26 protein-coding genes are annotated in these 24,157 nt (G+C 66.7%); 8 read left to right on the top strand and 18 right to left on the bottom strand.

Features of this window, described 5'->3' with window-relative positions:
- The first annotated feature begins 240 nt into the window (after positions 1–240).
- Positions 241–1,302, top strand: coding sequence for a CHAT domain-containing protein (locus FIV44_RS03360; protein WP_141003259.1), 1,062 nt, complete (start codon positions 241–243; stop codon positions 1,300–1,302).
- A 5-nt stretch (positions 1,303–1,307) separates the two neighbouring features.
- Here the strand turns inward: FIV44_RS03360 and FIV44_RS03355 are convergent, their stop codons facing one another.
- From FIV44_RS03355 to FIV44_RS03340, 4 genes are all read right to left on the bottom strand, one after another.
- On the bottom strand, positions 1,308–2,774 hold the full coding sequence (locus FIV44_RS03355) for an SCO6880 family protein (protein ID WP_141003258.1): 1,467 nt from the start codon (positions 2,772–2,774) through the stop codon (positions 1,308–1,310).
- On the bottom strand, positions 2,771–4,090 hold the full coding sequence (locus FIV44_RS03350; protein WP_141007712.1) for a TrbL/VirB6 family protein: 1,320 nt from the start codon (positions 4,088–4,090) through the stop codon (positions 2,771–2,773). Before FIV44_RS03350 ends, FIV44_RS03355 begins: the two co-directional genes overlap by 4 nt.
- A gap of 81 nt (positions 4,091–4,171) precedes the next feature.
- The gene (locus FIV44_RS03345; protein ID WP_425465151.1) at positions 4,172–4,468 is read right to left on the bottom strand and encodes a DUF6112 family protein; all 297 of its coding nucleotides are present in this window, start codon (positions 4,466–4,468) and stop codon (positions 4,172–4,174) included.
- Between the two features lie 95 nt (positions 4,469–4,563).
- Complete coding sequence (locus FIV44_RS03340) at positions 4,564–4,830, bottom strand: DUF6112 family protein (protein ID WP_141003257.1); 267 nt, start codon at positions 4,828–4,830, stop codon at positions 4,564–4,566.
- A gap of 391 nt (positions 4,831–5,221) precedes the next feature.
- Here FIV44_RS03340 and FIV44_RS03335 point away from each other — a divergent pair, with 391 nt between their 5' ends.
- The 4 genes from FIV44_RS03335 (at position 5,222) to FIV44_RS03320 (ending at position 6,909) form a co-directional block, all read left to right on the top strand.
- Entirely contained in the window at positions 5,222–5,743 is a 522-nt protein-coding gene (locus tag FIV44_RS03335; protein ID WP_219996266.1) for a hypothetical protein, read from the top strand.
- A gap of 63 nt (positions 5,744–5,806) precedes the next feature.
- Positions 5,807–6,073 (top strand): ArsR/SmtB family transcription factor, encoded by a 267-nt coding sequence (locus tag FIV44_RS03330; protein ID WP_141003255.1) that lies wholly within the window; start codon positions 5,807–5,809, stop codon positions 6,071–6,073.
- Between the two features lie 12 nt (positions 6,074–6,085).
- The gene (locus FIV44_RS03325; RefSeq protein ID WP_141003254.1) at positions 6,086–6,478 is read left to right on the top strand and encodes a VOC family protein; all 393 of its coding nucleotides are present in this window, start codon (positions 6,086–6,088) and stop codon (positions 6,476–6,478) included.
- Complete coding sequence (locus FIV44_RS03320; protein WP_141003253.1) at positions 6,475–6,909, top strand: toxin-antitoxin system YwqK family antitoxin; 435 nt, start codon at positions 6,475–6,477, stop codon at positions 6,907–6,909. The genes FIV44_RS03325 and FIV44_RS03320 overlap by 4 nt, the downstream gene beginning before the upstream one ends.
- A gap of 82 nt (positions 6,910–6,991) precedes the next feature.
- On the opposite strand, the gene FIV44_RS03315 is transcribed toward FIV44_RS03320, so the two are convergent.
- From FIV44_RS03315 to FIV44_RS03250, 14 genes are all read right to left on the bottom strand, one after another.
- Positions 6,992–7,324, bottom strand: a complete 333-nt coding sequence (locus FIV44_RS03315; protein WP_141003252.1) for a YciI family protein — start codon at positions 7,322–7,324, stop codon at positions 6,992–6,994.
- A 70-nt stretch (positions 7,325–7,394) separates the two neighbouring features.
- Positions 7,395–9,884: a peptidoglycan DD-metalloendopeptidase family protein gene (locus FIV44_RS03310; protein WP_141003251.1), complete on the bottom strand. Its 2,490-nt coding sequence runs from the start codon at positions 9,882–9,884 to the stop codon at positions 7,395–7,397.
- 14 nt (positions 9,885–9,898) lie between these two features.
- A complete protein-coding gene (locus FIV44_RS03305; RefSeq protein WP_141003250.1) occupies positions 9,899–10,588 on the bottom strand; it encodes a hypothetical protein in 690 nt (229 codons plus the stop codon).
- 163 nt (positions 10,589–10,751) lie between these two features.
- A complete protein-coding gene (locus tag FIV44_RS03300) occupies positions 10,752–11,639 on the bottom strand; it encodes a ParB N-terminal domain-containing protein (protein WP_246086782.1) in 888 nt (295 codons plus the stop codon).
- Positions 11,636–12,526 (bottom strand): hypothetical protein, encoded by an 891-nt coding sequence (locus FIV44_RS03295; RefSeq protein WP_141003249.1) that lies wholly within the window; start codon positions 12,524–12,526, stop codon positions 11,636–11,638. The genes FIV44_RS03300 and FIV44_RS03295 overlap by 4 nt, the downstream gene beginning before the upstream one ends.
- A gap of 95 nt (positions 12,527–12,621) precedes the next feature.
- Positions 12,622–13,041, bottom strand: a complete 420-nt coding sequence (locus FIV44_RS03290; RefSeq protein ID WP_141003248.1) for a hypothetical protein — start codon at positions 13,039–13,041, stop codon at positions 12,622–12,624.
- The gene (locus FIV44_RS03285) at positions 13,038–13,772 is read right to left on the bottom strand and encodes a DUF2637 domain-containing protein (protein ID WP_181410966.1); all 735 of its coding nucleotides are present in this window, start codon (positions 13,770–13,772) and stop codon (positions 13,038–13,040) included. The genes FIV44_RS03290 and FIV44_RS03285 overlap by 4 nt, the downstream gene beginning before the upstream one ends.
- Complete coding sequence (locus tag FIV44_RS03280) at positions 13,772–14,698, bottom strand: bifunctional DNA primase/polymerase (RefSeq protein ID WP_141003247.1); 927 nt, start codon at positions 14,696–14,698, stop codon at positions 13,772–13,774. Before FIV44_RS03280 ends, FIV44_RS03285 begins: the two co-directional genes overlap by 1 nt.
- Positions 14,698–15,765, bottom strand: a complete 1,068-nt coding sequence (locus tag FIV44_RS31040) for an ArdC-like ssDNA-binding domain-containing protein (protein WP_219996264.1) — start codon at positions 15,763–15,765, stop codon at positions 14,698–14,700. Before FIV44_RS31040 ends, FIV44_RS03280 begins: the two co-directional genes overlap by 1 nt.
- 171 nt (positions 15,766–15,936) lie before the next feature.
- On the bottom strand, positions 15,937–16,494 hold the full coding sequence (locus FIV44_RS33830) for a helix-turn-helix transcriptional regulator (RefSeq protein ID WP_425465167.1): 558 nt from the start codon (positions 16,492–16,494) through the stop codon (positions 15,937–15,939).
- Between the two features lie 399 nt (positions 16,495–16,893).
- Positions 16,894–17,211, bottom strand: coding sequence for a DUF1330 domain-containing protein (locus FIV44_RS03265; RefSeq protein WP_141003245.1), 318 nt, complete (start codon positions 17,209–17,211; stop codon positions 16,894–16,896).
- Entirely contained in the window at positions 17,208–18,071 is an 864-nt protein-coding gene (locus FIV44_RS03260) for an SCO6745 family protein (RefSeq protein WP_141003244.1), read from the bottom strand. Before FIV44_RS03260 ends, FIV44_RS03265 begins: the two co-directional genes overlap by 4 nt.
- Before the next feature lie 98 nt (positions 18,072–18,169).
- Entirely contained in the window at positions 18,170–19,312 is a 1,143-nt protein-coding gene (locus FIV44_RS03255; RefSeq protein WP_281285850.1) for an MFS transporter, read from the bottom strand.
- Between the two features lie 47 nt (positions 19,313–19,359).
- Complete coding sequence (locus FIV44_RS03250) at positions 19,360–19,899, bottom strand: TetR/AcrR family transcriptional regulator (protein ID WP_181410963.1); 540 nt, start codon at positions 19,897–19,899, stop codon at positions 19,360–19,362.
- Positions 19,900–20,077: 178 nt separating this feature from the next.
- Between FIV44_RS03250 and FIV44_RS03245 the strand changes: the two genes are divergently transcribed.
- From FIV44_RS03245 to yczR, 3 genes are read left to right on the top strand one after another with little or no spacing between them, the layout of a single operon-like run.
- A complete protein-coding gene (locus tag FIV44_RS03245; protein WP_141003241.1) occupies positions 20,078–21,214 on the top strand; it encodes a branched-chain amino acid aminotransferase in 1,137 nt (378 codons plus the stop codon).
- 56 nt (positions 21,215–21,270) lie between these two features.
- Positions 21,271–22,641, top strand: a complete 1,371-nt coding sequence (locus FIV44_RS03240) for a CoA transferase (protein ID WP_181410962.1) — start codon at positions 21,271–21,273, stop codon at positions 22,639–22,641.
- Positions 22,638–24,104: a MocR-like transcription factor YczR gene (gene yczR, locus FIV44_RS03235; RefSeq protein ID WP_141003239.1), complete on the top strand. Its 1,467-nt coding sequence runs from the start codon at positions 22,638–22,640 to the stop codon at positions 24,102–24,104. Before FIV44_RS03240 ends, yczR begins: the two co-directional genes overlap by 4 nt.
- The last annotated feature ends 53 nt before the right edge of the window (positions 24,105–24,157 follow it).

The following is a 24,157-nucleotide window of genomic DNA, read 5'->3' as shown; positions in this document are numbered from 1 at the left end:
AGCAAGTCACCAAGCACACGGTAGGTCTCCGCTGGCTCCTCCATGCGCATCGTCGCGTGGGCCAGCCCACGCAACGCCTGCGACGCCTCACCGGCATCTGCGATCGGGTCATCGAACGTGGGCATCGTGCGCCTCCTTTGTCTGACCTGTCAGGTGCGCTAACGCTGACCCGCGGGGCAGTGTCGGCGGTGGCAGCTAACGTGGATAGCGAGTCAGATCGATGCGAGGTGAGGAGACAGATTGAGCGCGAGTCAGTACCGAGGCCAGCTCGACCGCAAGCGCAAGCAGCGAGTCGATGCCGAGAAGAAGGCTGGTGACTACCGCGCCAAGGAGTCCAAGAAACGCGCCGATGCTGCCAGGGCCAGGCAAGCCGCCGCAAAGTCGAAGAACGCGAGCACGATTAAGTCCAAGAACGCGGAGGCCGTTCGCCGCGACAAGGAAGCCGAGGCCGCAGGCAAGGAAGCCGGCCGATGGCAGGCCAAGGCCAGCGGCTACGCCAAGCAGGAGTCGAGTCTGGCCGAGAAGCTCGCGTCTGCCGAAAGGGCTGAGGTGACCGCTGCGGAACGCAAGCGCCAACGCGAGCAGCAGCGGGCCGAACGTGACGCCTCTGCTCAACAGGCGGCATTCGACGCTCGACTCCAGCAGACCGAGATTGCAGTGAACAACGCAGTCCGGGAGTTGCGAGCTCCGAAGCCGGAGAAGCTCCGCGTGCTGTTGCTCGGAGCATCCTCCGCGGGTGACCTTCGTGTGGGCCGTGAGCAGAAGCGAATCCGCGCAGCCGTCGAGTCAGCGCTGCACCGCGACATGATCGAGCTCGACGTGCGGCCGGCCGCAACCACTGACGACCTGTTGGACGGCATCACCAAGTTTCGTCCCCACGTCGTCCACTTCTCCGGTCACGGCGACGTCGACCTGATCGAACTGGAACACGGGCGGGACGAACCACACGAAGGCCATGTCGTGACCGCTCACGCCTTCTCCCGCGCGGTCGCGGCCACGGACGATCCGCCACTCCTGGTACTGCTCAACGCCTGCAACTCTGCCGGACAGATAGATGATCTGGTCGAGAGCGTGGTCCCCTTCGCCATCGGTATGGCCGACGAGATCGCCGACGGCGACGCGATCACCTACGCGGCGCAGTTCTACGCTTCCGTCGCCAACGGACAATCGATTCAGTCCGCGCACCTCGCAGGCCAAGCAGCCCTGGAACTCGCCGGACTCGAAGGCGCCGAGCTGCCGACGTTGGCGTTCGCACCCGATGTAGACCCAGCAACGACAATCCTCGTCCAGCCGGCCCCGTAACCCGGCTACACGCGACGGCACAGCGGCAGCGCGGCGGCGGTGAAGGCCTGGGCCTGCTGGCCGACCAGCAGGCGGGTCTCGCAGGAGGCTTGGATGGCGGCCTGCTCAATCGCCGCGACGGCGGTCTCCAACTCCTCGACGTCAGCGGCCGAGACGCTGACGAGTCCGGTGTAGCGCAGTACGCCGTGCCCGGCCGTCAGGTCGGCCTCCTGCTGGAGCACGTCGTGGTACTCAGCGGTTTGAGCGGCGTCCTCGATCTGCCCAATCTTCGCCCTCTGGGCGGCGTCGGAGACGTACTCGACCTTCTTCTTCCTGATGTCCCGCGCCGCGGTATCGGCACGCATGGGCGTGCAGATCAGCGAGAACGACCGCTGAATCCCCGTCGACAGCAGCACGGGACCAAGAAAGCCGGGATACACCAGCGACCGAGGCCATTCACTGATCCACAGCACCGCATGATGGGCCGAGTCGGTGCGCAGCCGAGACCAGGACTCGTTGACCGCGACCGGCCCCGCGGTCGCCAAGTCTTGCCCGAGCTGGCCGTGCCGCTCCAGCGTGCCCGCGATGGCCGGGTCATACGCGCTACGGAGGATGACAGCGACCTCGCCCGCGCTCAGCCAGCCACCGGGCGTCAGGTCCGCTGACCGCAGGGCGGCGGTCAGGGTGGACATCTCCTGACGCAGCACCGCCGCGCCACCACGGACGCCTCCGCCTGCGGTCCTGATCTGCCGGGCCGCTGCCTTCATGTCCAGACTCAACGACAGCGTGGTCGCGTGCCGCTCGCCGGCCGGTCCGGCCCTCTCGATGAGTTCGGCGTAGGTGGTCGAGGCCCACGTGTCGTCGTGGTTGCCGTGGCTGGCCCACCACTCCGCGAGGCCCGTGCCAGAGTCCGGCAGCGTCCGCTCCAACACCTGCAATGTGGCGATCCGACCGGAACGGCAGACCGTGGCGAGCACTCGCCCCCAGGAGGTGACCCGGCGCTCCTGCTCGCCAGGATCGAGCAACACGAAGGCGGGATGGGTGATCTCGGTGACGACCGTCAACGTGCCTGCGGTGGGGTCGTGGATCATCGCCGCCCCGGTGGTGGGGTCGGTGTATTCGCGCAGTCGGGCGGCGTCGCCCGGCAGCGCGAGGGTGCCGACCGGGCGCGGGGTGACGATCCGGCGGCGGTAGAGGAGCTGGGTGCCGGTGGAGCGCCACACCCACCAGACCGCGACGGGCAGCCACTCGACGGCCACCCGGCCAGCGACTGGCACCCAGGTCAGTGCGACGCAGACCAGCCACAACGGGGCCGAGTACGCCAGCAGGATGCCACCACCGGCGTAGAGGGCACCGACGATGGTGGCTCCCGCAATGCCGAGCGTGACGAGCTGCGCGACCGAGAGACCGAGGAGAACACCGCGTCGGGTGAGGCGGCTGAACTTGACCGGCACTAGCTCGCTCGACGGAGCTCGATCCGTCGCGGTGCTCATGCCCGGTCACCGCCCTTGCTGCTGGTCGCCCCACCTGCTGGACCGTCGGTGGGCGAGTGCGGCGGTTTGGGGACGGGCGGCGGAGGCGGGGCCGATGACGGCTGCTGGTTAGCACCACTCGCGGTGGACTCGGCATGACCGCCCAACGCTTGACCGGCCTTCGGTCCGGCTGTCGCCGCGTCCTTGGTGACCTTCGTTCCGACCACCACCGCTGCTGCCGGGCCAGCACTCGCCGCCGCACCGCCAGAGCCGGTGGCCCCGCTGCCTCCGCTGGCGGTCTGCGTCTTCGGGGCCGGTGGAGTCTTCCCGCCACCACCTCCGCCGCCACCGGTGCCGCCGCTGTCGCCGCCGTCGAGCACCTTCTTCGGGTCACCGCCTTGGGGTTTGGTGGGCATGGGGATGGGCCGGTTGAGGGCGCTCTTGGCGTCCTGCTCCGAGCCGATGTTCTGGTAGAGGTCGAAGCCGAGGAAGCTCACGAACCGGTAGGTCATGTACGGGGCGAAGGCCGCGATGAACATGAGCACGACACCGGCGATGGGATCGCTGATCGAGGCCAGGTCCCCGTCGATGGGCGTGGAGACCTGAGTGATCGCCACGAGGAACACGACGGTGAGGACGAGCTTGGAGACGATCAGCGCGATCACGAACGCGAGCCACTTGCCGATCCAGCCCTTCGTGGCATCCCACGACGCACCGGAGAAGGCGATCGGCGCGAGGACGATCGCCACCAACAGCAACGCCTTGCGGATGAGCAGCGACATCCAGACGATGAACGCCGCTGCGATCGCCAACCCGGCAAGGAAGATCGTGATGACCGCGCCCACACCCGGGGCGCCGATGTTGATGGCCGTCAGCCCGGCCGCGAGGAGGGCGATCTTGTCGCCCATCGACTCCATCGACTCGCCGGAGGCTTGGATGATGCCGACGCAGAGCTGGTCGACGATCTCCAGCGCCAGCGCGGTGAGGGTGATGACCACGAACGAGCCCAGGATCGACTTCGCCAAGCCCAACGCGGCGCGTGAGAGTGCGGTGGGGTCGCGTCTGATGAGGCCGGTGATGAGCTGCAAGAAGAAGAACAGCAGCATCAGAAACACGGCGACGCCGAACAAGATGTTGTAGACGCCGACGTACTCGGCGCTGGTGACGTCCACAAGGGTAGTGGTGTCGATGACGGCCCACACGGACTCGAATAGCCACGCAGCGGCTTCGCCCATCGCCGATGCGATCCAGTCGAATGGAGCCGATACCAATGACGCTGCGGCTTCGCCAGCCTTGTCGCAGACGGTGGAGATGACGGGGACATCGCAGACACCCATCGCGATCACTTCCTCACTCAGAAGCAGGGGTAGACGGGGTTGGGTTTCACACGCTCTGGCCGACGTTCCAGAAGAAGTTGATCAAGGTGACCGACGCGCCGCAGATGACCGCCGCGCCGCAGGAGACGAGGACGCCGACCTTCCCCTCCCGGCCAAGTGGGGGTTGCTGCTGTTGGCTCCGAAGCCCCACACGACCGCGCTGACGATCAGCGCCAGGACCGAGAGGATCAGGCCGACCGTCATCACCGCGCCGACGATCGTTCGCAGTTGGCTGATGCCGGGCAGGCCGTTCGAGTTGGGGTTGATGTCGATGTCCATCGGCAGCAACACCGGTAGAGAGAGGGGGAGGGAGACGACAGAGTTGATGAGGTCGAACACGACAGGGCTCCTCACAGAACGCTCCGCCCGCAGGCGGATACAGACGAACAGGTCGCCTGTCAGGTGCGCCGCCTGCCCCGTTCCGTGAGCGGTCGTCAGAGCTGTCGGCCGAGGTCGATCAGCCAGTTGGCCCACATGACGCCCGCGCCAGCCAACACGGCAGCGCCCAGCGCCACGAGCACGCCCGTCCGTCCCTTGATGGCGGCGTTGTAGTTGCCGTTCGATGACGCGATCGCCCACACCACGGCCGACACGATCAGCATCAGCACAGCCACGATGAGCGTGATCGTCAGCAGCGCGCCGATGACCTGTTTCAGATCACCGATGCCGCCGAGACCGTTGAAATCCGGGAACACATCCATGCTCGGTAGGTGCGCCTCGTGTCCTTTGTGGCACTCTGTCTCAGAGCCTTGCTAGACGCTTCCTGTCGCGGTAGATGTGAGGTCTCGGCCATCGGCCAGCGTGAACGTCGGCCCGTGTTTGCCTATCTACTCCTGGGCGACAGGAATGAGTCGATAGCCTTGGGTCTGCCGCTCCTAGCAGCCATGCCGGGGCGAACACCTCTCGATATCGCTGGTTTCGCTTCCTGCGATATCTGAGGAAGGTCCCGACTCAACAGACTCGGGTTGCTGGTGGAAGGTCACGGCGCTCGATGCGCCCCTTAGCCCGGAGGTCGGAGTGCTTGACCCGCAGTGGGTTCTCGTGGGTGCCTCCCTGGGTCTTGTGGGCAGCGTTCGGTATGCGATGGCAATCGTGAAAGGGCAGGTGCGGCCGAATCTGGTCACGTGGACGTTGTGGGCGGCCGCACCGATGATCGGGTTCAGTGCCCAGCTGGACTCGGGCGTCGGATGGCCTGCGGTGATGACGTTGGCTGCGGGGCTGGGGCCTGTGCTGGTGATCGCGACGAGCGTGATCTGCCGAGATCACCGCGCCCGTGTCGGGGTGTTCGATATGGGCTGCGGCATCATTGCCGTCGCGGCGCTGGCCGTGTGGCTCGGCCTGGGAGACGCTCCGCTGGCTGTGCTGTTCGCCGTCGCCGCCGACGCGATCGCCGCGTTGCCGACCGTCGCGAAGGCGTGGCGTTTCCCTGAATCCGAGAACACGGTCTTCTATGTGCTGGTCGCCATCGGTGCGTCGATCACGTTGATGACGATCTCATCGTGGGCGCCGCAGGCGTGGGCATTCGCGGCCTACCAGTTGACGATCTGCGTGTTCCTCGTTCTCCTCCTCCACCTGAGGCGGGCCGTGCAGCGCGACTCGGTCGGACTCGTCTGAAGGGTGGGCTGTGGCTCGGTTTCCGCGTTGACAGGCAAGTGTTCGCTTGCCTATTTTGGGGCTGTGGCCGACGTGTACCGGGCTATCGCCGATGCGACGCGACGGCAGATCCTCGATCTGTTGGTGGAGCGTGAGGAGATGACGTTGTTCGAGATCTGCACTCGTCTCCATGTGTTGGGGACGGGGTCCTCGAGGCAGGCGGTGTCCCAACATCTGGCGGTGCTGGAGGAGTGCGATCTGGTCCGCGTGACGCGGGTGGGTCGCACGAAGGTCCATCGGTTGAACACGGAGCCGCTGCGCGAGATCGCCCAACGGTGGCCGACCGAATGAGAGGAAGCCGAGATGAAGGCACGACTGCATGTGATGAGCGTGTTCGTCGATGACCAGGACAAGGCGCTGGCGTTCTACACCGACAGGCTGGGGTTCGTCGCCAAGACCGATGTTCCGTTGGGGGAGTACCGATGGTTGACCGTGGTCGGCGACGAGGATCGCGACGGTGTGGAGCTGCTGCTGGAGCCCGATGAGAACCCGGCGGCCCAGGAGTATGTCCGGGCGCTGGCCGAGCAGGGCATTCCCGCGGCGTCCTTCGCCGTCGATGACGTGGACGCCGCGTATCGCGAGCTCACCGAGCAGGGCGTGGTGTTCGTCCAGCCGCCGGCCGACGGCGGGCCGGTGCGGACCGCGGTGCTCGACGACACGTGCGGCAACCTGATTCAGCTGGTGAGCCCCGCATGAGCTCCGAGGACGAGTCGATCCCCTCGACCCCGGACGAGGTCGACGAACAGGGGCGCAAGCAAGGTCTGTGGACCGAACCCGACCCCCACGGCGGCGTCATGGTCGGCACCTACGTCGACGACGCCCGCCACGGCCAGTGGTGTCACTACGCGAACGACGGGCGGGTGCGCTCCGAGGGCGGCTACGCCCAAGGCGAGCTGGACGGCGAGTGGATCTGGTACCGGGCCAACGGGCGCCTCATGCAGCGTGGCGGCTTCCGTCGCGGTGAGAAGCACGGTATCTGGGAACGCTGGAACGCCGCCGGGGATCCGATCGACCGCGGCGCCTACCTCGATGGGCGCAAGAACGGCGAATGGCAGACCTTCGGTCCCGATGGCAGCGTCAAGCGTGTCACCCGGCATGGCTCCGTGCCGAACGGTGACGCTGAGTGAGGAAGCGACACTCCAGCGCCGCTCAGGGACAGGGGCCGCCGGACAGATTGCGGTGGTCGGTTCGTGAGGCTGGCCGAAGGCGTTAGACGGGCAGCGACGGGCACTCAATCACTTCGATCGAGTTGCCGGCCATGAGGGTCAAGTGGGGATGCTTGGCGAAGATGGCTACGGCCGTGTCGTGAGAATCAGCCTCGACGATGGCGTATGCGGTCTTGGAGTCGGTGAACTCCGTGTCACCGTCGCTGGTTACGACGCGTTTGGCGAACAGCGGAGCACCCGGATCGGTCAGTGCGCTGGCGTGGTTCTGGGCCCATTCGCCCCACGCCGCCATGAACGCTTGCTGCTGCTCTGGGGAAATCGCGTCCTTCTGTTCCTCGCTCGCGGCACCGTTGAAGATCGCCAGGTACTTGCCCATGCTCGGAGGATACCGACGCCGGTGATGGTCGGATGCCGGCTGAACCGGCCAATCCGTCGCCTGGCACAGATTAGTTGCGGACGGTCACATGGAGGTGGTCGTAGTGCCCGCCGGTCACGTTGTCCGGATCGTGCGCCCCGCCGCCGTTGTAGGGACGCCATCCCTCACCGGACCGGGCGACAGACCAAACCTTCCCTTGCCAGATCAGGTACTCGACTCCGAGCGCTTCGGCGTTGTTCTTCATCCAGTCGGTCAAGGCCCAGCCGGCCTCCAGCTGTGCTGGGGTCGGATAGTGGCCGATGGCGTTGCCGAAGGTGATGTCACACGCACGCCCGAGCGGGTGCTCCGAGGTTGTGCCAGGCCGCTCGGACCAGCAGGCCCATCCGGTGTCGGGGAACGCGGCGGATGCCTGGATGTAGAGGTTGAGCAGGCGGGCGGTGATCTGCCCAGTCGAGGTGGGGTCGTCGACCATGCGGTTCGGGTCGCCGTCGACCGGAGTGGGGACCACGCCGATACCGGGCGCGAGCCCGGTGGAGTCGCATCCGGTCGTGCTGCTGCCGGGTCCGCCGTTGGCGGCCGGGAGGTCGGCCGCTCCGTGGGCGTTGAGCCACGGCACCGGGTCGACGGGGGCGGCGTTGGTGCCGCCGGGGCGGACCTCGAAATGCAGATGGGGGCCGGTGGCGTACCCGGACGATCCGACATCGCCAATGTGCTGCCCCGCGGTCACACGGTCGCCGACGGCGACATGGATGCCGGCCGGCCACATGTGGGCGTACGCGGTGGCGATCGTCTGGCCGTCGATCGTGTGCTCGATGATGATGAGGTTGCCGTATCCGGCCGCTGGGCCGGCGAAGGTCACGGTCCCGTCCGCGGCGGCGAGGATCGGGGTGCCCGCAGCCGTAGAGAAATCCGTTCCCGTGTGGAGCTTGTATTCGCCGGTGATCGGATGGACCCGCATCCCGAACGGGCTGCTCATCGCCCACGTGTCTGCGGGGAGCGGGAACACAACTCGCGATGACTCCGGCCCCTGAGCTTGAGCCGTGACTCGCGTGATCGCTGGTGCGGTCGCGGCGCGTCGGGAAGCGGTGTTCGCTGCGCTGCTTGTGCGGGCAGTGGTGCCGGCATGGTTGAGGTTGAACCGGGCGGCGATCATGTTGTGGTCGCCAACCTCGGCCTTCGGGCCGACGGTGCCGTGTGCGAGCTTCACTCCGTTGCCCGATGGGTAGAACACGAAATCGACGCCGTGTGCGTGCCAGGCGTAGCCGGCGGTCTTCATCTTCGCCGCCGCCGACCAGGCCAGGTCGGTGTAGGAGGCGGGAGTGTTCATGTCGCCACCGACGAACACCGGCCCGTGCTGTCCGAGCTGGTTGAGCAGGCCGATGAGGATGTCCATGCCCTTGCCGTACTGCTCGGGCCGGCTCATCGACGGGTTGCCGTGCTGGCGGGGAAACTTGTGCGGGTCGGTCATCTGATGGACGGACACGATCGAGACGACCGCGCCGTCGCCGCGCTGGAGCAGCGCCCAGGTGGCGAACCGATCCCAGGTGACCTTCTTGCCCTGGTAGTAGGCGTGGTCAGCTTCGACGAGCTTGATCCGTCCGGCGGCGAGCTTGCTCCAGATCGCGGTCTTCCAGAGGACGACGTTGCCTTGCGACTGGTTCCCGTCCGCCTGCCGCTGGCGATACGCGGCGTAGCCCGGCGCGTGAGCCGAGATCGCCTCCAGGCTGCGGGCGCTGACCTCGTTCAGCGTGATGAAGTCCGGTCCCTGCGAGGTCAGCCAGCCCATCGAGGACGCGAACCTACCTGAGGAGGTTCGGTTCGGGATGTTCGCCTGCGCGACCCCGATCTTCCCGTTGATCGGACTGGTGACGACCGTCGGGAGATCGACCTGCCCGGCCGTACTGGCTGCTCGTGCCGTGAGGGCGTCCAAGATCGCGGCGGCGACGGGCTCGTAGTTCCGGTAGCGATCCGGGTAGGCCGAGACTTCGACGGCTTGGGCTGCCGCGCCCTTGTCCATCTGCCGCCAGCCGGGGATGTCCAGCAGGCCCCGCGGAGAGGGATAGTTCGGGCCGGTGGGTCCGCCGTAGAACGCCTTGGCTTGGTAGGTCGGGTCCATGAGTTCGGCGACGGCTCCCCATCCGGCGGCGGGTCGCATCTGGAACAGGCCGAGGCTGTCGTTATCGGAGCCGTCGCCGTCGTTCGGGTAGTTCGCGGACTCGGGGTAGGCGCTGGTGTTGGACAGCATTCGCAGGGTCGACTCGGTGAGTGCGGCCATGAGCGCGATCTGGATGCCGTTCCGGTTGACCCCGTCGGTGCGGCTGCCGATGTCGATGATGGTGGCGGCATGGGTGAGCTGCTGATGGTTCAACGTGAACGTGGTGCCATCGGCCGTGGTCACGTCGAGGGAGTCGGGGATGTTCCCGACGGTCACCCCGTTGCCGGTGCCGATGGTGCAGGCGGCGTTGGCTGCCGGGTTCATCAGCATGGCGATGGAGACCATGACCAGCATGGGCGCGAGCAGCACCAGAGCAGCGCCAGCGATTCCGAGCTTCTTGACCACACCGAGTCACCGCCTCATCGAAGCGGGTTGTCGAGCTCGGACAGCCGCAAAAGGTGGCATGTCTCGTAGGTCGGTGCGCAGACGATGAACACCGTGAACGCCACCGGATGCGCGGATTCAACCGGCTCGTCATTCCAGACGCCGGAGCGATGACGGGTGCCCTCAATGGTGTAGGCGACGGTGCCCTCGGCGAGCTGCCCCGGCTGTGCCTGCTCCACGGCGGCAGCCCACGCCTCGGGGACGAACACCTCGCCGATTCTCAGGTGCTGGGCCGTGGCGTACTGGCGCAGGTCGAGCCAGGCCGTCCGGGTGGGCAGGTAGGCGGCGACGTCGGAGGCGAGCCCGGCCTGCTCCTCACCGGACGGGTCCCCGACCGCGAGGATCACGCTGGTGTAGTCCAACGGCATGAACCCGCTGGCGGTGTCCCAGGCGAACAAAGTCGTCGCGACGTTGCGGGCGAAGGTCTCGGGATCGGCGCTGGCGCGCACCGTCGGAAGAACCGGCGTCAGGGTACCGTCCGGTGCGACACTGACCGACGGAGACGGCGGACGACGGTCGATGTCAGGCCGCTGGTCGTCTAATGTGCGTGGCCCTGCGAGGAGGCCGTAGACGCCGATGGTGGCGAGCACGACGATGGCGATGATCGCCACGACAACGGCGATCAGTCGGCGGCGGTCCTGAGCGTCAGTGAGTGCGGGCTTCATGCCCGACAGGTGCGCCCACTGTGCCCGCTGGTTCTGGGTCAGAGCGCGCGTAGGTGGCTGCGGCTCGGTCCATCTTCAACCGATGAGCGGGCGGTTTGGAGCTGACCGGCGAACGCGGTTGTGCCCTCGACCACAGTGAGGAACGACGCGATCTGCTCATCGCTCAGCGCGGCGGCGAGCTCGGCCGCGTCGTAGTGCTCCCACCAGTTCTCGAGCTCGGTCCACAACAGCGTGAACGCCCGCACGGGATACCGGGCCGGCTCCTCGTCCCCGACCGGGGTGGGCGGATCGGGCGTTTCTTGGCCTTCTTGGAGTTGTCCGCCTGGACACGGGCGAGCGCTTCTTGGGCCATCTGATCGAGCTCGGCGGTTCGCTCGGCCTCGGCCTTCTCGACGATCTGGCGGACCTGTTGGTAGATCGGGTTCACCGCGGCGCCGGCCTCGATGCACTCCAGTTCCGCGACCACCTGCGCCCGCAGGGCCGCGGGCTGTGCCAGGTCATCGGCGACCTGTTGGAGCCACCCGATCTGCTCCAGCCGCTTGTAGGAGGCAGCGCCGGTGACCACGCGAGCGGCTTGCTCGCGGGTCTTGCCGATCGCACTTGACGGTGGTGGCGACTCGCCACCACCGTCGCCACCCGACTGATCTCGCGGTTGATGGGTGGCGCTGAATCGGGTGGCGGCCTGACGACGTGCGGCGTCCTCAGCCATGACCTGCTTCAACTCTCGGTACAGCGCCGCCGCCTCCAACTGACTCAGTGGCTTGTGCAGCACGTTGTCGTCCTGCTCCGCGACGAGCTGACCGAGCCGATCAGAGATACCGGAGCGGACCCACACGTTGACCGTGCGCCAGCCGAGGGCCTTGATCGCCGCGAGCCGCCGCCTGCCGCACACCAGCACGCCTTCGGGGGTGACGGTCAGGGGTTGCAGCAGGCCCTCACGGTCGATAGACGCCGCGAGCGCGTCGATGTCGCCCAGATCGACGCGATGGCGTCGACCGACCGTGATCGACTCGACGGTGCGGTCCAGCTCGATGTGCCCCACGCTGGTCATGGCCGACACCCCGCCCCGTGAACCGGCTCGCGACGCGGTGCGGCGAGCGAGACGGTCAACACGAGGTCGTCGTCACGCAACAGGACACCGACGGTCTCGCCGATCATCAGCCGGAGCAGCACGCCACGGCCGGTCGAGGTGGCCGCATACGCGGGATGCGGGTTTCCCAGCAGAGTCCGCAGCAGCGCCGACCACGACGAGGCAGGAAGGTCGAGGAGAGCGCGAGCATGCTTGTCGCGACGCAGCGACTCATAGGCAGTGCGCCGGGCGCCGGCCCTCGCCAGAGCCCCGCAGACATGTTCCACCGATGCGCGTGCCACCGACGCCGGCCAGCCCAGCAGCGTGAACAGACTGATGGTGTCCTCCACCGCCGACCACACCGACGCCCGCCCCGCCACTGTGCCCTCGGACTCGGGTTGGTCATCGGTGGTTTGGAACGCCGGATGGTAGTCGATCAACGGGTTCTCGACGCGGTCGGCGAACCGCTCCGGATCATGGAACGCCGACACATGCGGACGCCTCGCCTGATGTGTCGAACACAGCAGCCCTCGGGCGCGCTCCTCAGCAATGCAGGTGATCCTCACGGCGTGGGTGATGACCGCCCACGGGTCGACCGCGTTCCTCGCGGCCTTCGTGCGCATCACGTCGAACGCGGCGCTCGCGGCCTCCCAAGGGTCCAGGCCGTGCTTGCGCGCCAACGGCTCGTACTTCACCGCCGCGTACTCCATGAGCTCGGCCGCCACCGGATCGTGCTCCCACGCACCCGGTCCGCCGTGATGCAGGCGGTTCAGCAGACGCCGCAGGCCCTCTCCGTGTGTGAAGCCCTCCCCAGCACCTGAACTGTCGGCGTCGGAGTCTGTGGTCTGATCGGCAGAGTATGTGGTCATGGCGCAGGCACCTCCTGACAGACAGGTGTGCGGCGCTCCCCACCAAGCGACGCTCCCGCCGATCACCTCTCCGGCGCCCATGACCCATCACCGACCTACGACATCCCGACCCCGGAACGCACCGGCCCGGACTGATGCCCACCCCGCCGACCGAACGCACTGACCGGAGGCAGACGGCGCGCTCGCTCCGACACCTGCCGCATGGCAGCGATGGCGGCAGTGCGGGCGCGACGGTGCAACTCAGCTTGGAAGTCGATGCCGCGCCTGGAGACTGCGCCCGCCTGACGGGCGATGAGGTCGGTCGGGCGCACCCACTCCACACCCCGAGCCTTCTTCTGCACCGACCAGCTGGCCTTCGGAGTCGAGGCGTCCTTGCCGGGAGCGATCCCGGCCTCTCGCACGGCGCCGGGCGTACTGGCCTTCTCGACCGCATCAGCCCCGGCAGGCTGGGGCTGTGCCGACCGCCGGTGGCTCGGATCGTCGTAGCGTTCATACATGATGGGGCCGTTGCTCACTGGATCGCCTCCTCGGCTACCGCTGCGGTGTCGTCTGCTTGATGCGTAGGTGCGAACCAACGCCCGACCGTCGAAGGATGGACGCCCAGACGACGGGCGACGGCCTTGTTCGACCACCCCTGCTCGCGCAGCTTTGCCGCCAACACACGCCGATCCTGGCCACGCACGGCCACGGCTACGGCGTCCTCCTCGGAGCCAATGGACGGCACCGCCGGTGGCTCCTTGCCCGTCGACGACGGCAAGCCAGCCGCGATCGGTTGCTCAGCAGTCTTGATCGCAGCTTCGGCCGTCGCGGCACCGGGCGATAGCTGGTCCCCAGACCCGGGGGTGGTCGTGTGGGTCAAGATGACGGTCAGGTGCGTGATCGCCAGCAACACGATGGGAGGGACGGCCGCCACGGTTGCCGCCAATACCGACGGCACGTCGGCATCCGCGGCGACGATCGCGTGGATCGCGTTCGCGCTCACCGAGACGACCGCGCCGCCGATCAGGAGAAGCCACGGATACCACGCGTCCGGCTGTCCCGCCTGCGCCACGACCGCGACGGTTCCGACGACAATCAGGCCGTCGACGATGAGCGGCCATGCCCACGCTTGGTCGGCTCCGATCCCGGATCGAACGGCCAAGTCAGCCAGCGCGGTGTAGCTGAGCCAGAACGCGCCAGCGGCGATGAACACCGTCCCGCAGACCGCAGTCACCACCGCCGATCGCCGACCCGCGGGCGCGCTCATCACAAACTCCGAACCTTGTGCGAGGGTCGGTCGATTCTGTGCTGCATGAACCGGGGCTCGGACGACTGATGCTCATCGCGGGCGACGCCCCTTGCGCCCGTGCCGCATCCGGTGGAGCGGTAGGCGCTGTAGACGGTCCGGGCGATCTCTCGCTCCCGGAAGTCGGGCTTCCTCGCTGCCACCAGTGCATCCAAGGCGTCGGCAACCGGTACGCCGCCCTCGGCGAGCCGGCAGGCTGCCCAGAACAGTTTGAGGTTCCTGTCGGTGGCCTGCTCTGCCAGCCACGAGGCCAACCGCATGGCATCGGCCTGCCGGATCGGGCCACCCTGGCGCGGACGAGGGGGCGGGCGTGGGTCGAGGAAGTCCCGCACCCTGCTCGCGTCGACCGGCTGCACCGCGCTCGTGGCGATCTGTTCGATCCGGTAGGGCACGCGCCCGCCGTCGAGACGCAGCACTGATGGCGGCGCGATGATGTAGCCGCCGTCAGCACGGCAGTCCACCCCGACTTTGCCGGCCTGCCACGAACGCTCTGCCCGATCCGGGGCGGCCGGGAAGTAGACATGCCGCCCACCCGTGGGCGTGCGTACCACCGCCAACGGCTCCGGGATCAAACCGGCCCGCGCGGCGCGGGCGTAGGCGTGGTGTCCATCGACGCCATGCACATCCACGTCGATCACCACCAGCCCCGACACGCTGCCGGTGGGTACACCGATGTTCGCGATTGGATAGTCGCGCCACCACGCGGCCACCTGGTCGAGATCAGTAGTCGCATCCTTGAACCCATGCTCGGTCATCGGGCGCTTCCCGGCTGGAACACAGGGAAAGATCGGCACGCCGGCGGCCGCGAACTCACGGGCAGTCACGCTCAACGGCCGTTGTGGATCAATACGCGAGAGCGTGGTGGCGAAGGCTGCGGGTGTGGGCATCACAGCCCCCGTCCGCTGGCGACAGGAATCCGAGCCTGCGATTGGTAGATGTGCTCGACGCCGACAGCCGCAGCTCGTGGTGGCTCGGGCGAGGCTCGTGGGGCGTCGCGCGTCAGCCCCGGCGGGTCACCGCCGCTGACCTGCATGGTGTCGAGATGGTCAAGAATCCCTAACGCTGTCCTGCGGACCCGCTCGCCGGTGGCCTGGACCACCTCGACCGGTGTGGAGTCCTTGACAGAAGACGCCCAATCCGAGACGTACGGGATCGTGTAGTCGGAGGTGTCCATTCCGTGAGCAGCGCCGATCATCAGTGCCACGGACTCGGCCTCGACCTCTGCGATTCCGCGGTGACCGGTGGCGTCCGGGTTGTCGGGGCCGTGCAACAGCACATGAGCCAACTCGTGTGCCAACGTCTTGACCCGTGCGGCCGGGTCCATGTCCTCACGCACGACGACCGAGCGGGCGACGTAGTCGGTGCAGCCATTCGCGCCACCGATCGCCACCGCATCGGGCACGAGGCCGACGGCAAATCCTTCGGCACGGACCTGCTCGGCCAGGCCGTCCCACACTCCGGCAGGTGCCTCGCCCTCCAACAACTTCGGCGAAGGACGCTCAGGAATCGGGTCGCCTGCCGTTTGCGAGATATCCCACACGTAGGCCGGGCGGACCCCGACCATTCGAGTGCGGACGACCTCACCCGGACGCGGCTTCTCGCCCCGGCGCAGCCTCCTCCACGACTCCGGGTCGGTCAGCGTGCTGGTGGCAAAACGACCCGTGACCGGAGCGAAGATCATGTACCCCTGTTGGCCCTTCAACACCTGCCGACCCAACCGCTGCCACTGGCGGTAGCCAGCTACGAACGACGGCATCGGCTCACTGGTCTGACCCGCCTCGAACGCGGCCGTGTGCTGCACACAGATCAACACCGAATTCGAGAACGATCTCGAACGGAACCGGGCGGCGAATGACACTGCCTGCTGCCAGTCCGAACTTGAGGATAGCGCGGAGACAGCGGCGGTGAGCCGCTCATGGAGCGCGCCGAGCCGTTGATCTGTCGATCGATCCATAACGACTCCTCCTGTCGACCATACGGCTCGGTTCAGCAGGTAGGTGCGCCGCAAATGTCCTAGCCTTGCCCCGCGGATACGAGCAGCGGGTGCTGTCGTTGGCTTTCCTCGCTATCGCGAAAGCGGCGACGGGACCAGCACGGGTGAGAGAGTCGCGCGTATTGTCGGGGTCTATGCGCCTGTCATCAGGTTACGCACTATGCGGCGGTAGCGGCTCGGGGTAAGGCCGAACTGCGCTCGGAAGCGCCGCGCCGCGTAGTCTGGGTCATTCCATCCGACGCTTGCGGCGGCGTCGCGAACGGTGAGATTCGTGTGGCGCAGGAGGTCAGCCATCCGTTGCGTTCTACGTCTCGCCAAGTAGGACATTGGTGCCAGGCCTATCTCTCGCGCGAACAGCCGAGCGAGTTGTGACGATGACAGATGTACGGCTGCGGCGAGCTCGTCAGAGCGCCAGGACTTGTCCAGGGATGCCTCCAGTAGTCCGATTGCCTGTAGGACCTCTGTCCGCACGGTCCCTGTTGCTGCGGAAGTTGGCGTGGGGAAATGGTGGTCGCCGTTGTCTACGAGGCGGCGATCGGCGACGCGACGCGTAAGTTCGTCGAGGACTCTAAACCACAGAAGTTGGATCCTGAAGAACTGACCTTGGTGGGCACCGGAGATCCTCACTAACTCGTCGAGGCACGGCGCAAGGGTGAGCAGGTCACGTAGGCCGAGACGGACGATCACCATGTCTCGGGACCGAGTGGCCAGGTCCTCACAGATCGCGATCGATGCGTCGGGCTCGGCCCTCCGGTGCCAGGCGAACTGCTCCCGTAGGTACTCAGGTGCGAGGCTGACGGTCGTCAACACGGCCGAGTCTCGGGGCGAGCAGCGGTAGGTTGCGTCCTGGTTGATCAGTACGACATCCCCGGCCGCGACGTCCTCGATTCCTTGGCCGGTATGCATCCGCGCCCCACCGCGGCGAACGAAGCTGAGGGTGAAGCGCCCGTATTGGGTGATCCGCACGGCATTGTGTAGCAGCCATGTTCGTGCCAGAACTGGGCCTGTCTTACGTCCCATGACGCGTGTTCAGTCACCGCTCGTCCCAACGGTCAGGGACAATTCGCGAGGGCATGGTGACGCACTGACCTACTTCCCGCGACGAAGTTCAAGGGGATTGAGGACTCCTTCGGCGACGATCACGGTCGAGCGAGCGCCAGCTTTTCGATCTTGGGCGATCTCTTCATACTCCGGTGAGGTCGCCCATGCGTCGAAGGCGGCGCGGTCGGGAAACGAGATCAGGACAAGTTTGTCGTGCGGCCAGCTGCCTTCGATGATGTCGGGGGAGTTGTCGGCAGCCAGGAGGGCGCCGTCATACTGGGAGAAGACGTCGAAGAACTTGTCGAGGTAGCGACCGTACGCGTCGGGGTCGACGATGGTGAGTTCAGCGATGGCGTAGACCGTCATGGTCGGGGAACTCCGATGGGGTTGGGGACGGGAACTGCTCCGCGGTCGACCAGCAGCCGGGCCAGTGAGGTCAGGACGTCGATGGTTCCGGCGGCGTCATTCAACGCGTGGACCGATGGTGCGGCGAGTTGGTCGGTAAGGTCCTCGATCCGATCGCGCAGTGCGGTCCCTCTGGTGGTGAGGGAGTCGTCGTCGGCGAGGATTCCGCGTTCCCGGAGCGCGAGATGGGCTATCTGCCATTGCTCGTCGGTCCATCCCCGATTCTCTTGGATGATGCGGCGGCTTACCTGGCCGCTGGCTATATGGGTGATGGAGGCCTCCAGACCGGTCAGGCCGTTGGCGGTGGCCGCGATGACGTGGCCATCGCCGCGGTGCTCGCGCAGGATGGTGGCGGCCAGCCATAGTCGTTGCAGTATCGAGTCCGGTCGCCGGACTGAGTGCCAGGCGCTTGCGAGGGCGCGGCCGTCGAAGGGGAGGGCGTCGATGGCGCGTTCGAGGCCGTCGGTGACGCGGTGCAAGTCGTCGAGTGAGCCAGCGTCGGCGTGCTCGGCCAGAACCGTCTCTGCGGCGTCGAATCGCGCTTCGATGGCGGCTTCGGGACTGACTCGGGTCCAGATCTTCGGGACCGCGCGGTCGACCATCGCGGGGGAGAAGCCGTAGAACAGGGAGGTCACGACCTGCGACGGTGTTGGTCCGAGCGGGGCAGCGCGTCCGGCGAAGTAGCCGTTCCACCACCCTGTCAGCCCGGTTTCGTTCATTGTCGCAGCAAAGTGTGGGTGGAAGTAGCAGATCGCGTGGATGGGCTCGTAGGCGCGCCATAGCCGTCGTTCGGCACTTTGGACCCTGTCTGTGGTGGACATGAGGTCATGCTGTTGCGACTGCGAGGCATCTGGCTACTGCCACTTCGCAGTCGGTGGACTTGTCCGGCGTCCGCCACCGAATAGTCGTGGTCACCGGTTCACTTGGTTCTAGTGGTGGCAGAAGCGATCCGCCTGACGAGGGGGAGCAGAGCAACGACTGCTGCGATCGCGGAAGCGGTCGCGAACGCCCAGCGGATTCCCGTGGCCGCGGCCTGCTGGGACAGGACGAGTGGGCCACCGATAGATCCGAGCGCGAGAAGCGACAGTGTCGCGGTGAAGCCGACCGTCGGAGCCGCGGAGAAGGTGCGTGAATTCCACTCCGCGAGGAGTGCGCTCCCGATCATCAGCGACGCGCCGGCCAGTGATCCGGACGCCATCCACGCGATCCATGAGGATGGCCAGGCTGCCGTGAACAGACAGGCGCCAGTTAGGCCCCCGAAGGTGAGCGTGCACACGCTGTCGACCCCCCACCTCATGATCAGGTCCCCAGCGGCGAGTCCCAACAGCCCTGCCAGCCCCATCGCTGCATAAAGGCCGGCTCCGGCGGTGGCTTGCTCCAATCCGGCCGCGACGAGCTGGTCGGTGGAGAAGGTGAAGTAGAAGGCACTGACAGATCCGTAGCATGTGGCGACGGCGAAAAGTGATCGCGCCGACCTCATGCGTAGGCAGTCGATCAGCGATAGCTGGGACAAGTTCGTGTTCGTTCCACCCCCGCGATGTGGATCGGTCCCGCGAGTGGGTAGTTGTCTGTTCGCCCAAAGTGCTCCCACGGCCATGGCGGCATAAAGCCCCCATACCAACCGCCATCGGCCCTGTGCTGCTACGGACAACAGACCGATGATCAAGAAGCCACCCGCGGCACCGGAACTGATGACCGCCAAGACTCGAGCTCGGGTCGACGGGTCTGCCACATGGGCAGCGGCGTTGCTGTACGGCGCCCACGTCCAGCCGGCGCCGCTCGCCGCGATGATCAATCCGGATGCCGTCACCCACGAGTTGTGTGAAGCCGCGACGACTGCCATACCGAGACCGGCGGACGCGATCCCGATCACTACCGCAAGGCGGACCCCGAAACGCGGAACCACCATCCCGACGGCGAGCAGCGCCACGCCATACCCGCCGTACATGCCGCCAGCAACGACCCCGATGAACTCGGTCGAGGCTCCGAGTTCGGCACGGAACTGCGGAACGTACACGCCGAAGGCGTTGCGTCCGGGGCCCCAAGTGACGGCTATGCACACGAAGCCCGCTAGCGCGAGGTGCCGTGGAGCGGTTCGGCCTACCGCGCTCACGCGGGAACGGCTTCGCGCAGCAGCCGTGTCGCCGTGGCTTTGGCCAGGGTGATCTCCGATGCGTCGCGCAGTACCGCTCCCATCACGTAAGCGCCTTCCAGTAGCCGGGTGATGTCACCGGCGAGCGCTTCGGGCTCGCTTGCTCCGGCCGCCTGGCACAAGTCACTGAGTGTCCTTCGCAGCGATTGCTTGTGGTGAGCCACGACTTGGTGCCCTTCGTGGGAGGCGTCGGCGAATTCTGCGGTGAAGCTGACGAATGGGCATGGTCTGTAGTCGTCTTCGATCAGGGCTTCGTGGTACGCGTCGAACACCGCCAAGACCTGTTCGCCGTCGCCAACGTGATGATCAAGGTGGCGCGTGAGTCGCCGTTGCCACTCAATGTCCCGTTCGTTCAGGCTCGCCGCGACCAAGGCGTCTTTGGACGCGAAGTGCGAATACAGCGTGGCCTTCGTCACGCCCGCTTCTGCGGCGACCGCGTTCACTCCGACTGCACGAATTCCCTTGGACCGGAACAACCGGATCGCGGCGTCGAGCACCAGCTGCCGTCCTTGGCCGCGGCGGGTTCCCATGACGGATGACATAGGCCGAACTATACAGACTGGTATATATAGTTCAGGCCAGGTGGATCAGTCCACCTGTGTCGGATTGGATGCTGACGCCGCACGGTGGACCACGTTCACTAGCGGTGTTGGATCTTTGAGAGGAAGCGCGCCGATGACGACAGACATTCAGCACAGTCACATCGGTGCGCGTGCCGATGAGGCTTTCAGACTCCGAAGGAGCACCAGGCCACGGGAGAACGGCGAACTCGCTCGCGTTCTGGGGGATCCGAAGTTTGGCGAGCACTTCACCGATCACATGGTGCTCATCGACTATTCCGAGCCCGGCGGCTGGTGCGATGCACGCGTGGTGCCGTACGGCCCATTGACCCTGGATCCGGCATCGGCGGTGCTCCACTACGGCCAAGAGGTCTTTGAAGGGCTCAAGGTCTACCGCCACGCTGACGGTCATCTGCGGACGTTTCGGCCAGAGATCAACGCGCGTAGATTCGCTTTGTCGGCGGCTCGCCTCGCTCTGCCGGAACTGCCTGAGAGCCTGTTCATCGAGTCGATTCGGCAGCTCGCGCAAGCTGACGCCGGTTGGGTTCCGCATCAGAGCGGGGCCAGTCTGTACGTTCGACCGTTCCTCATCGCCACCGAGGCCTTCCTCGGGGTTCGTCCATCGCGTCAAGCAACCTACGGAGTGATCGCCAGCCCGGCCGGTTCGTACTTCGCGGACGCGGACGAGGGCATCAGTCTATGGCTGTCTCGCGACTACTCACGCGCTGGCCTCGGCGGAACGGGAGCAGCAAAGTGCGGTGGCAACTACGCGGCCTCCCTGCTTGCGCAGCAGCAGGCACATGCTCACGGATGTGCCCAGGTCCTGTTCACCGATGCGAGCACCAGGACGTGGGTCGAAGAGGCGGGCAGCATGAACATCTTCTTCGCCTTCTCCGATCAGACAATTGTGACGCCGCCCTTAACCGGAACCATCCTGGCGGGTGTCACACGCGACAGCGTCCTGCGCCTCGCGCGGGATATGGGGTATCGCGCGGTCGAACGGCCAGTCAGCATCGATGAGTGGCAGACCGCCGCCGTCACCGGCGAACTGAGAGAGGTGTTCGCCGCGGGGACCGCTGCGGTCATCACTCCCATTGCAGAGCTGGTCGGCGACGATCTGCTGATCGAAACCCCTGGCGGCGGCACCGAGTCGATTGCGGCACGGCTGCGCGCTGAACTGACCTCCATCCAATACGGTACGAGTCACGACCGCTACGCATGGATGCTCGATCTAGGTCCGGTCGACTCATGACGGCGGGCCACTTCGCCGCACGTGCCTGGGCAGATCTCGGAGCGCCCGGAGCGGACGTGGGCCACATCGGTTGTCCCGAGCCGCCGGTGAGACTCGACTCCCGACTCGATGTCGCCGGGCTGGTAACCGACAGCATCGCACTGGCCGCCTTGGCGATCGAACAGGTCGCCGCCACGCGAGCCCGGCGAGAGCCACGTACGCCGCGCCTTCGAGGCGACGTGATCACCACCTCGGTGCGCAGCGAACGGCACTTCCGTCTCGACGGCCAGCCCCCGCAGGCGTGGGCGCCCCTGTCCGGCTTCTGGTCGACGCGAGACGGCTGGGTCCGCACCCACGCGAACTACACGCACCACGAACAGCGGCTGCGACAACTGGTCGGACTCGACGAGTCAGCCAGCCCCGCGACGTTCGCGTCGGCCCTCGCCGAACGCCGTGCTATCGAACTGGAGAACGAGGCAGCCGAGCGTGGCGCGATCGTCGTTGCGGTCCGCGACCACCAGACCTGGGCACGACACCCACATGCGCAGACTGTCGCCACCATGCCGCTGATCGGCCGGGAGGTGGTGGGAGCGGCTCCGACGCGACGATGGCCGGGGGAATCCTCGCTACCCCTGTCAGGACTGCGGGTGCTCGACATGACCCGAGTCATCGCCGGGCCCGTGGCCACCCGCGACCTCGCCTACGCAGGCGCCGACGTGCTGCGTGTCGACTCTCCACGACTTCCCGAGATTGCTTGGCAACACCTCGACACAGGCCAGGGCAAGCGTTCGACCACCCTCGACCTAGCGTCGCGGGTCGATCGGCAGATGCTCGCAGATCTGCTCGAAACCGCTGATGTACTGGTCACCGGATACCGCCCGGGCGCTCTGGACCGCTATGGCCTCTCACCGGACGAGCTGGGCGAGCGGTATCCAGACCTGGTGATCGGCTCGGTCAGCGCGTGGGGCCGCGAAGGCCCGTGGCGGTCCCGGCGCGGCTTCGACAGCATCGTCCAAGCTGCCACCGGCATCGCGATGGTCGAAAGCCGCGACGGGGATCGTCCAGGGGCTTTGCCGGCCCAGGCGCTCGATCACAGCGCGGGACACTTCCTCGCTGCCGCGATCGCTCGGAGCCTGGTCGATCAGCGAGCCGACGGCCGTGTCTCGCACGTCTCGGTGGCCCTCGCCCGGCTGGCTCACGAACTGCTCGGGTCCGCTGCTCCCGGCCCGAGTGCTCTTGACGCTGCAGCGCCTGAGCAGCCTCCAACTACGCAGACGGCGACCGCCGATGCTGGAGTGGTGACCTTCGCTGCCCCTGTCGTCGGCTTCCCGGATGCCCCCGAGAGATACGCCTCGGTCGCCACCCGGTGGGGCAGCGACGCGCCCGCCTGGACAGGTCGTCAGGCGCTGCGGGAGGGTGCTCAAAGGGAGGACGGTCGGGCCCCATGACCTCGACGCCCACACGCCGGCAGACAACGCGACGTCCTTTGGCTCGGTCCCACATCGGCGCTAGGCAGCTCGTGGCGCTCCTGGGTGAGTGGGAATCGGCTGAACCGGTCTATGCGGCCCTGGCCACCCGGATCCGATTGCTATTGGCCGATGGTCGACTCTCCACCCACACTCGACTGCCTGCCGAGCGCGAGCTTGCCGACGAGCTAGGCAGGAGCCGCACCACGATCGTGGCGGCCTACCGAGCCTTGCGCGACAGCGGACACCTCATCAGCATGCGGGGGTCGGGAAGCGTCTTGGTCCTTCCCCGCCCTCGTCCAAGCCAAAGCGCGCCCGAGGTTGACTTCGCCCGCGCCGTACCGGCTCCAGTGGCCGGTCTCGACGAGATCATCCACGCTCTCGCTGGCCGAGCACCAGAAATTCTCGAGCGATCCGGTTTCGACCTCGTTGGCCAACGACGGCTCCGCGAACTCATCGCGGCCCGCTACACCGCGCGAGGCGCCGAGACAACGCCCGAGCACATCATGATCACCCTAGGTGCACAGAACGCCATCGCCCTCACCGCTAGGACGCTGCTACGACACGGTGATCGTGTCCTGATCGAGGCCCCGACGTATCCGCACGCCTACGAGGCGCTCGGAAACGCCGGTGGCCGACTCGCCAGCACGCCGGTGACAACGATGGGATGGGACATCGACCATCTTGTCAGTGCTATCGAGCGCGTGCGCCCCGAACTGATCTACCTCATCCCTGACTTCCACAATCCCACCAGCGCATCGATGACTGCTGAGGAACGCGAGCGAGTCATCGCCAGCGCTCGCCGCAACGGCGCCCTACTCCTTATCGACGAGACAACCGCTGACCTCGACATCGACCGGCTCGGCAGGCCGCCGGCATTCTCATCGCTGACCCCCGCACACGCCGCGGGCACTCTCGTCAGTGTCGGGTCACTCAGCAAGACCATCTGGGGAGGCCTGAGAGTCGGCTGGCTTCGCGCCGAACCCGCCATGATCAGCCGGCTGATCTCTCGGCGGCCCGCGGACGACCTCGGCACACCCGTCATCGAACAGCTCATCGCCACCGAGGTGCTGGAGCGCTACGACCTTCTCCTGGGTCGCCGGTCTGAACAACTGCGAGCTGGTCGAGATCTGCTGGTCGAACTCCTCCACACCCAGCTCCCCGACTGGCAGATTCCCGACGTCAAGGGGGGATTGTCGCTATGGGTCGAACTCGGCGCACCGCTCAGTTCAGCGCTGGCCTCGGCCTGTCAACGACGAGGAGTCCGGATCACTGCCGGTCCGAAGTTCGGCATCGACGGCGCGCATGAACGATTCATCCGGGTGCCCTTTACCGCTGAGGCCGAACGCATCGAACGTGGTGTGGCCATTCTTCGCGAGGCATGGGAATCCCTCGATCCCATGGCCACTCCGGGGTCACAGACCCACCTGCCGCCGGTCCTCTAGCCCGATCTAACGGCGGCTGGGCTAGCGCTCGCCGTCGGCAAACGCGACTGAGG

Source organism: Nocardioides humi, assembly GCF_006494775.1.
Lineage (GTDB): Bacteria > Actinomycetota > Actinomycetes > Propionibacteriales > Nocardioidaceae > Nocardioides > Nocardioides humi.
The sequence above is the reverse complement of the archived record's forward strand: the minus strand, read 5'-3'. Positions and strand labels throughout refer to the sequence as shown.